Origin of the sequence: Endozoicomonas sp. ONNA2, from assembly GCF_024606365.1 — a bacterium.
Lineage (GTDB): Bacteria > Pseudomonadota > Gammaproteobacteria > Pseudomonadales > Endozoicomonadaceae > Endozoicomonas.
Genome location: NZ_JAHHPO010000338.1, coordinates 1 through 8,652, shown reverse-complemented (window position 1 = coordinate 8,652; position 8,652 = coordinate 1). Strand labels below are relative to the sequence as shown.

8 protein-coding genes are annotated in these 8,652 nt (G+C 48.8%); 1 reads left to right on the top strand and 7 read right to left on the bottom strand.

Features of this window, described 5'->3' with window-relative positions:
• Positions 1–647 precede the first annotated feature (647 nt).
• The 6 genes from KDK14_RS21660 to kch form a co-directional block, all read right to left on the bottom strand.
• On the bottom strand, positions 648–1,034 hold the full coding sequence (locus KDK14_RS21660) for an RING finger domain-containing protein (RefSeq protein ID WP_373691039.1): 387 nt from the start codon (positions 1,032–1,034) through the stop codon (positions 648–650).
• A 220-nt stretch (positions 1,035–1,254) separates the two neighbouring features.
• Positions 1,255–1,743, bottom strand: coding sequence for an RING finger protein (locus tag KDK14_RS06160; protein WP_257264139.1), 489 nt, complete (start codon positions 1,741–1,743; stop codon positions 1,255–1,257).
• 61 nt (positions 1,744–1,804) lie between these two features.
• Positions 1,805–2,650, bottom strand: coding sequence for a dihydropteroate synthase (gene folP / locus KDK14_RS06155; RefSeq protein WP_257264138.1), 846 nt, complete (start codon positions 2,648–2,650; stop codon positions 1,805–1,807).
• Between the two features lie 158 nt (positions 2,651–2,808).
• Positions 2,809–4,767: an ATP-dependent zinc metalloprotease FtsH gene (gene ftsH / locus KDK14_RS06150; RefSeq protein ID WP_257264140.1), complete on the bottom strand. Its 1,959-nt coding sequence runs from the start codon at positions 4,765–4,767 to the stop codon at positions 2,809–2,811.
• A 189-nt stretch (positions 4,768–4,956) separates the two neighbouring features.
• Positions 4,957–5,583 carry a 23S rRNA (uridine(2552)-2'-O)-methyltransferase RlmE gene (gene rlmE / locus KDK14_RS06145; RefSeq protein WP_257264137.1) on the bottom strand — a complete coding sequence of 209 codons (627 nt, stop codon included), beginning with the start codon at positions 5,581–5,583 and terminating at the stop codon, positions 4,957–4,959.
• A 565-nt stretch (positions 5,584–6,148) separates the two neighbouring features.
• Positions 6,149–7,351, bottom strand: coding sequence for a voltage-gated potassium channel protein (gene kch / locus KDK14_RS06140; protein WP_257264136.1), 1,203 nt, complete (start codon positions 7,349–7,351; stop codon positions 6,149–6,151).
• A 227-nt stretch (positions 7,352–7,578) separates the two neighbouring features.
• Here kch and KDK14_RS06135 point away from each other — a divergent pair, with 227 nt between their 5' ends.
• Positions 7,579–7,890, top strand: a complete 312-nt coding sequence (locus tag KDK14_RS06135) for a YhbY family RNA-binding protein (protein WP_257264135.1) — start codon at positions 7,579–7,581, stop codon at positions 7,888–7,890.
• A gap of 47 nt (positions 7,891–7,937) precedes the next feature.
• Here KDK14_RS06135 and KDK14_RS06130 read toward each other — a convergent pair whose 3' ends face one another.
• Entirely contained in the window at positions 7,938–8,318 is a 381-nt protein-coding gene (locus KDK14_RS06130; protein WP_257264134.1) for a PH domain-containing protein, read from the bottom strand.
• Positions 8,319–8,652 lie beyond the last annotated feature (334 nt).

Here is an 8,652-nt window from a genome sequence, read left to right as displayed (position 1 = left end):
GCTCTGGCTCCTGCATCCATGCAGTCGGCGGCAACTGCTCCTGCGTTGCTCTGGCGCCTGCATCCATGCAGTCGTGCGGTGGCAGCAATTATGATTTCATTTGGTTAACTACTTAATCATCTCACTCATTGAAATAAACCACCAGTGCCATCAAGTTAAGTGGCTGGCGATAGGGAATCCAATTGCCCTGTAATGTTGATGAATGCAAAGGTGAAAATTGACGGGCATCCGGGGAGGTTAATGTCACTTATTTGAAGACCATGAAATAAGGATTTTATATTCGCCAGGATGCGACAGACGTTCAGGCAACGGGAAGTGGAGATAGCCCCCTCTCTTAAAGCGGGAAGACCGTTGGGGTACCAGAGTCAGGTAACGAAGAGCGAGCCTCTGACACATAAGTTATCAGCAGCTTCTATCACTACATTTAAACCATTCAAATGACTCCATTCGCGGCCCACGCCGGGAGACTGTCCGAGAATAGCGCCCGATTGGGCGCCCCCGTAGAGAGGATGGCAGATAATTGAGGATAAAAAGTCGGAAATTTTTAAACCAATTTGCTGCCACCGCACGACTGCATTAATACAGGAGCCAGAGCAGCGCAGGAGCAGTTGCCGCGCAGGGCAGTCTATTCTCGGACATCCTCCTGTCTATCGATTTAACAAACAATTTAGAGCAGCCGAATCATTTTCGTCAGGGTTCACCGCGGGTCCCGCTATCAGCGCATTCACAGCCGCTCCATCTCTTTCATATGCCGCCGCTGCCAGGAGAGCCCTGACGTTTTCCATTGTCTCGCTAAAGGCTGAGTCTACTGGCTGGGTTGCCCTTTCCGTGAGAGGCGTTCTGCACACAGGACAGACGTCACCATGCTTAAGCCAAGTCACTAAACAGGATGTGTGAAAATGGTGGGCACATTTGGTAACCGATACTTTTTTTTTCCCTGCAAATTCTGAAACACAAATAGCACATTGGTCGTCTGGCTTATATTCAGTTGCAGGCTGGTAATACTTGTTGGAAGGACTTGTGGCTCCGTTCATGATTTTCACCTCAAAGCGATTGATCCTAAAAATTAGACTCACGTTACCCTTTTTAGTTCCTTGATTCTCTTTATTTTTTGTTGACGCCAGTAAATAAAGATGAACTCTCTCCCAGAGAGGGAAGACCGTTGGGGTACCGTATTATCTTCAGGTCACGGGTTACAGGCCTTTGTCACGTAGAGTTATTAGCAACTGTCAACCAGATATCTACTAAATGACTTCAGTCACGGTTCGCTGGCGGGTCATCATTATGTGCCTCTCTCCAGAAATTTAAGAAATCCGCTTCAAATTCATCTTGACTCTCTATAGACATCACCACCAGGACATTAACACCACTCGAACTCGAACGACTTCCGCCAGCTTCTACCTCTTGAAGGCTAGCCCTAACGGCTTGTATCCACCTATGAAAAATTGAGTCTTCTGGCTGGGTTGCCCTTTCGTTGAGAGGCGTTCTGCATAAAGGACAGATGTCGCCATGCGTGAGCCAAGTCTGTAAACAAGATGTGTGAAAATGGTGGGCGCATGTAGTAACCGATACTTCTTTTTCTGCGAATTTTGACACACAAATAGAACAATGGTCTTCTTTCTTATATTCAGTTGCAGGCTGGTAATATTTGCCGACAGGGCCTGTGGCTGCGTTCATGATATTCACCTCAATCCGATTGGTCACAAAGTATCTGACTTGCGTAATCTTTTTGAGTTCATTCATTCTCGGTTTTTTTTTGACGTCGTTAAATGAAGATGAGCCTCAAGACAAGGCAGCGTGAAAGCTACGCCTCGTCAACAGCCTGAAGCAAACGCAAGGCATCAACCGTTTCCCTGACATCATGCACACGGATGATATGAGCCCCGGCCCGGGCAGCCAGTATGGCTGCAGCGAGACTACCCGGGAGCCGGTCTTCTACATCCCGGTTTACTGTTGCCCCGATAAAGGATTTTCTGGACATTCCCGCCAATAGCGGCAGGCCCGGTTCATGGAAACGACGAAAGCCCTTCAGCATTTCAAGATCGTACACCGGCGTTTTACCAAACATGCCACCCCCAAAGCCCGGATCCAGTATTAAACGCTCCCTGACAATCCCGGCATTCTCACAGCGCTCCACACAAGCCATCAAATACTGGCTGACCTCGTAAACCACATCACCATAGACCGGGACGAACCCGGGCTCAGGTTGATCAACGAGGGAATGCATCAGAATAATCGGAACAGTGGTTTCTGCTGCAGCTTCCAGTGCCCCTTTGCGATGCAACGCCCGTACATCATTAATAATCCCCGCGCCCGCTTTTACCCCCTCTTTCATCACCAAAGGTGAGCTGGTATCAATGGAGATAATGACGTTGAATCGGGCCGCCAAACCTTCGATGACTGGCAGAACCCGCTCTGATTCCTCCTCTTCACTTGGCACGCCTGAAGCACCCGGCCGTGTTGACTCGCCACCAATGTCCAGAATATCTGCCCCGTCCCTGATCATCTGCTCGGCAACATTCAGCCAGTTATCGGAACAGCGGCTCCCCTGGTAAAAGGAATCCGGGGTCACGTTCAAGATCCCCATAACCCTTGGCCTATTCAGAGCCAGTATTTTCCCTGCACAATTCAACTTGAGTTCGTTATTCATGAAAACTCCTCAAACCGCTGTCCGGCGCTCTTATGCACAGATGACCACCCTGGCAAATTGATACACCAAAAACAGACAAAATACCGATGATTCATCTTGACAAATACAAAAAAGGGCAGGATGAACCTGCCCTTGACAATCACAGACCTGACCTACGATCAGTGCTCCCCGGCAGGACCACCAATCGAACCACCTGAATCTTTTCTATCACCATCTTCAGCCTTGTGGTCCAACTTTACTTCAGACTCATCCGCAGCCTTGACACCACTGCCATCGTTATCGCCCGAATCCTTTGGAGGGCGAACTTCGCGACCCGCCATAATGTCATCAATCTGATCGCTATCAATGGTTTCGTACTGAATCAGCGCCTCAGCCATGGTATCCAGCTTATCGCGATTATCGACGAGAATCTGGTTAGCGCGGGAGTAACATTCGTCGACAACCCGGCGAACTTCCTCATCAATGATCTTGGCCGTTTCACCGGAAACATTCATCCTGGAACCACCACTGCCGTAGCTTTTACCAAGAAAGACCTCACCCTCATCCTCATCGTAAAGCAGCGGCCCCAGTTTTTCAGAAAGACCCCATTTGGTCACCATGCTTCTGGCAATCTGGGTGGCACGCTGGATATCATTGGAGGCCCCGGTTGTTACCCCATCTTTTCCCAGCGTCATCTCTTCGGCGATACGGCCACCAAACAGCGAGCATATCTGGCTGAGCAGTGCCTGGCGACTCTGGCTGTAGCGATCCTCTTCAGGCAGGAACATGGTTACCCCAAGCGCCCGGCCCCGGGGAATAATACTCACTTTATAAACTGGATCATGGTCCGGCACCAACCGACCAACAATGGCATGTCCGGCTTCATGGTAAGCCGTATTGCTTTTCTCCTTGTCACTCATAACCATGGACTTGCGCTCAGCGCCCATCATGATTTTGTCTTTCGCCAAATCAAACTCTTTTTGGCCAACCGTGCGCTGGTTCGCACGTGCCGCAAAGAGCGCCGCCTCATTGACCAGATTGGCCAGGTCAGCACCGGAGAATCCCGGAGTACCACGAGCGATAACCGAAGGCTGCACATTGTCAGAAACCGGAACCTTGCGCATGTGCACTTTAAGAATCTGTTCACGACCACGGATATCCGGCAAGCCAACCACAACCTGACGGTCAAAACGACCGGGGCGCAACAACGCAGGGTCAAGAACATCCGGACGGTTAGTTGCGGCAATTACAATTATACCGTCGTTCGCTTCAAACCCATCCATCTCAACCAGCAGCTGGTTAAGGGTCTGTTCACGCTCATCGTGACCACCGCCCATACCGGCACCCCGATGACGGCCAACCGCATCAATTTCGTCAATAAAGATAATGCAGGGTGCCTGCTTCTTGGCCTGCTCGAACATGTCACGCACACGGGAAGCACCGACACCTACGAACATTTCGACAAAGTCAGATCCGGAGATGGTAAAGAACGGAACCTTGGCCTCACCGGCGATCGCTTTGGCGATCAGGGTTTTACCGGTACCCGGAGGACCGACCATCAGAACGCCCCGGGGAATACGACCACCCAGACGCTGGAATTTACCGGGGTCCTTCAGGAAGTCCACCAACTCCTGAACATCTTCCTTGGCTTCTTCAACACCGGCGACATCGGCAAACGTAGTTTTGATCTGATCTTCAGACAGCAGGCGGGCCTTGCTTTTACCAAAGCTCATGGGGCCACCACGGCCTCCGCCACCACCCTGCATCTGTCGCATGAAGAACATAAATACGGCAAGAATCACCAGAATCGGGAAGCTGGCTACCAACAGCTGCGTCCAGATACTCTGTTTTTCAATGGGCTTGGATTCAACCTGTACCTTGCCAAGCAGAAGTTCATCCATCAGTTTGTTATCTGGCACGGTAGGTGGCAGGTTGGTTTCAAAACGCTCACTGTTGTTTAACATGCCGGTGATGGTAAAACCGTCAATGACGACCTTACTGACCTGGCGATTTTCTACCATACTGATAAAGTCAGAATAAGAAACCTTTTGGGTAGACGACTGCATGCCATCGAAGTTTTTAAAGACGGTCAATAGCACCAAGGCGATTATGACCCAGAGAATCAAATTTTTTGCCATATCATTCAAGGGGCTAACCTCTCTTGAGCGTACTTGAGCCACAGGTAATCGTTGATCTTGAATACGTTCATCTGGCTCACGGTGAAATGTATCAAGCTTATCTGGAACGATACACGATCAGCAGAACGTGTGACAGTCATTGTCTTCTATCATGTTGATTAATGCACCCTATTATTTCAACGCCCGGTATTAACTACTTACCCTGAAGCCTGTGGCCAGCAGGTATACTTCTCTTGAGCGCGACCTGGATGCCGCAGGCTTGCGAGTCTGTACCTTGTCAAAGCTGGTTTTCATTTCTTTCAAAAAGGCATCAAAGCCTTCACCCTGGAATACCTTAACCAGGAAAACACCGCCTTTACGCAATACCCGCCCGGACAGATCCAATGCCAGCTCAGCAAGGTACATGGCATTGGGCTGGTCAACACAGAGTGATCCACTCATGTTGGGGGCCATATCGGAAATTACAAGATCCACCCGGTTCGCACCGATGGTTTTTAGTATTTGTTCCAGCACCGCATCTTCTGTGAAATCCCCCTGAACAAAGTTAACCCCGGCAATGGGGTCCATTGGCAGAATATCAGAAGCAACCACGCGCCCCTGATCACCCACTAGCTCGACAGCTACCTGAGACCAGCCACCGGGGGCCGCACCAAGATCAACCACCCCGATGCCCGGGCGAAAGATGTTATCCTTTTCCTGAATGTCCAGCAATTTAAAGCTGGCCCTGGACCGCCAGCCATCTTTTTGCGACTGCTTTACATAATGGTCATCAAAGTGCTCTTTCAACCAGCGACCACTGCTTTTGGATCTCGCCATAATCTTTTTGCAAACTGTCTGTCAATCAACCCATGAATTGAGCTTTCAGTAATTAACCAAATTTAAGGGAAAAACGTTTACACATGAGACTGAGCATCCCATCAGCCGATAAAGTGAAAGTTTGAGGATAATATCTTAAGTAGCTAACCATGTGGAATCGAATATTTCTGGCTACCTTGGCTGCTGCTATTCTCGGACAGCCTCCTGGCCGTAGTTATTTGACCGAAGTTTTAACGAAGCACGACTGCATGAATGCAGGAGTAGTTGCCGGGAATGTCGGCACAAGTAGCCAGAAATATATAATTTCATATGATTAGCTACTTATACGCCATGGCTGTGACACCTGAAGACAATGATTAACCCGGATATTTCATAAACTGCCCCGAATCTCGCGAACAACCATATGGATGCGGGAATCAGGGCGACGCAGGATGCCAAAGCCGAGGACGTTCTCGCTCTGAGGGATTTTGTGAGCGGGCGCAGGAGTCGAGGGAGCAAAACTCCCATAGAGCGGCAGAGGGCAAGGGAGATAGGGAGCACGTTTATGAAATATCCGGGTTAAGACTTAATCAAAAAGCCCATGTCCGGAGGTTAGCAGCATGGAAGTCAGCTTGTCATGATCAAGGGTTTCACCACTGAGTACAGAAGCCAGAATCTCACTGCCAAACAGTTGTGGCGAGAGAATGACATCTGCCTTTACCTGTCTGACTTTTTTCATATTTTTTGCATCATTGACCACCAGAACGGTCCGGATCTCAGGGTTCATTTCTCGCGCAGTCAGGACAATAAAGGCGTTTGCTGCGTCATCATCAGTCAGCGCTAACAATGCACGACATTTCATGAGACCAGCACCGTCTAATACGGCGCTATCCGTGCTGTCCCCGGAAATCAAGTCCAGCTTTTGCCCTGCTTTTTGCTCTATCTGGGAGAATTCATCTTCCGGACGCACCGTGACTACCGTTAAATTGAGTCCTCGCTGCATCAGTTGACTGATGGTTCCCAGCGCCAGGATGGATGTACCACAGACGATAAAATGTTCTGCCCTATTCATAGTCCGCTCTCTGCCTTTAACCAGTTTACCAATACCACTGCGAATTACCGGAGCAAATATCGTGGTGAGTGATGTGGCAAACACCGTGATGCCAGCAATGATCATTGACACAGTGAACAACCGGGCCGACTCTGATTTCGGAATAATGTCCCCATACCCCACCGTGGTCATCGTGACAATGGAAAAGTAGAAAGCGGTTACCAGATTATCAATCTCTGGCGCAAAACCAGTGCCAAAATAGAGTGAGCCGTAACTGCCATAAAACAATAGAATCGAGAAACTGATGATGGCAAAAATCCCACCGGCGGTGGCACTGGAGTGGCTAAAATCCCTTCCCAGCAACAGTATTCCCACAAGAGTCGCCCCACAAAACAGGGACTTTGTCCATAGCATAGGATAAAAGTGCATGGTAAACGTCAATGTAATAATTAACAGAAATACACTGACAGCCCAGGCAATTCTTGCCCGGTATAACATACCCAAGGCGTTCAGCATCAGGAATACACCAAGCAAAAACCATGGGCCATCGGCCACTTCGGCCCATTCAATATCAACCAGATTATTGATATGAAAAAGATCCAGAAGATTAACCGGCATCCCCCAGATGGTTTTAAAAATCAACACGCCATTGGTAAAAACCGCCAGGGCGGCAAATGAATGCCTGTATTCAAGCCATAGGCTCATAAACTTTTGCCATAAGTGAGTGAAATTGTCCAACGCCTCGCCCTGTACTTGGTTACCAGTTGCAAGTCTAGTACATGGTTTCCAAGGTCTTGATGTGACCAATGCATCTTTCAATTTGCTTTCGAGAAGTCGAAAAGGGACAAAAGCTCTGCATATAAAATGGATTTAACGAAAACTTATCCGGCAAAATACGGTCATACTCATCATCAGACATCGTCTATGACGATTTGTTATCAAAGCAATAATCAGGAATAGCAAACATGAGCTTGAATGCAGCCAAAAAGAAACATTTTCGAACCATCGGCCACAACCTGAACCCGGTTGTCGTTGTGGCAGACAAGGGACTGACACAGGGCGTGGTTGAAGAAACATTGCGTGCACTGAATGACCATGAACTGATCAAGGTGAAGTTTGCCATTGGTGACCGGGACATCCGCCAGCAATTAATCAGTGAAATGATCAGCGCCACAAACTCGGATCTCATTCAAACCATTGGCAAAGTTGCGTTGATTTTCAAAGCAGCCGACAAACCTGACCCGGCGCTTTCAAATCTGCTTAGAGTCCGGGGTTGAACACCAAAATGGCCACTATTGTGGCCTTTATCGAGGCTGGCCGGAAATTACTGACTCGCCACTTTTGCCGCCAGGATTGCCTGAAGCGTATAAATATTGGTCTTGCTGTTAAATTCCATCTGTGTTGGCTCTGGTTGGCCAGAAACCCATATTTTCAGTTCAGCATCCAGATCAAAATGGCCTGCAGACTCTACGGTAAACATGGTGATCGACTTATAAGGAATTGAACGATACGCCACCTTGCGCCCGGTCAGTCCCTGTTTGTCGATCAAAATCAAACGATGATTGGTCAAAACCACCATATCCCGCACCAATTTATAGGCCAGCTCTATGGTCTCCGACGGGTTCAGAATGGTTGCCAGATCCGCCATTGCTTCCCCGTTGGCCATCTCACCTGCGTTGCCCAGCAGAGCATCAAACAGACCCATAGCATTTCTCCTTACTTTTTCACAGATTGTCAGCGAGCAAACCCTAATATCAGAAGGCTGATAGCGCCGCTCTCAAGTACCAACCGTACCAACCGTACCAACCGTACCAACCCAAGTAGCCAGAGATATTCGACTCCATATGGCCAGCTACTTAAAAATTCGGTTTTTCGTGGTAGATAGCGATACTATTTACCACGCAAAAGCAGATTTTTAGACCAATTTGCTGTCGCCGCAGCAAGGCAGTCAATTATCGGAAAGCCTCCCAGATACCAGTTTAACGTAACTGTTCGCTGAAACCATATTGACCCTTGATTTCCAAGGGCTTCAAGCACAT

Bases quoted from the DNA above. Each gene is read 5' to 3' on its own strand.
- KDK14_RS21660 (WP_373691039.1), bottom strand. From the start codon at position 1,034: ATGAACGGAGCCACAAGTCCTTCCAACAAGTATTACCAGCCTGCAACT.
- KDK14_RS06160 (WP_257264139.1), bottom strand. From the start codon at position 1,743: ATGAATGAACTCAAAAAGATTACGCAAGTCAGATACTTTGTGACCAAT.
- folP (WP_257264138.1), bottom strand. From the start codon at position 2,650: ATGAATAACGAACTCAAGTTGAATTGTGCAGGGAAAATACTGGCTCTG.
- ftsH (WP_257264140.1), bottom strand. From the start codon at position 4,767: ATGGCAAAAAATTTGATTCTCTGGGTCATAATCGCCTTGGTGCTATTG.
- rlmE (WP_257264137.1), bottom strand. From the start codon at position 5,583: ATGGCGAGATCCAAAAGCAGTGGTCGCTGGTTGAAAGAGCACTTTGAT.
- KDK14_RS06135 (WP_257264135.1), top strand. From the start codon at position 7,579: ATGAGCTTGAATGCAGCCAAAAAGAAACATTTTCGAACCATCGGCCAC.
- KDK14_RS06130 (WP_257264134.1), bottom strand. From the start codon at position 8,318: ATGGGTCTGTTTGATGCTCTGCTGGGCAACGCAGGTGAGATGGCCAAC.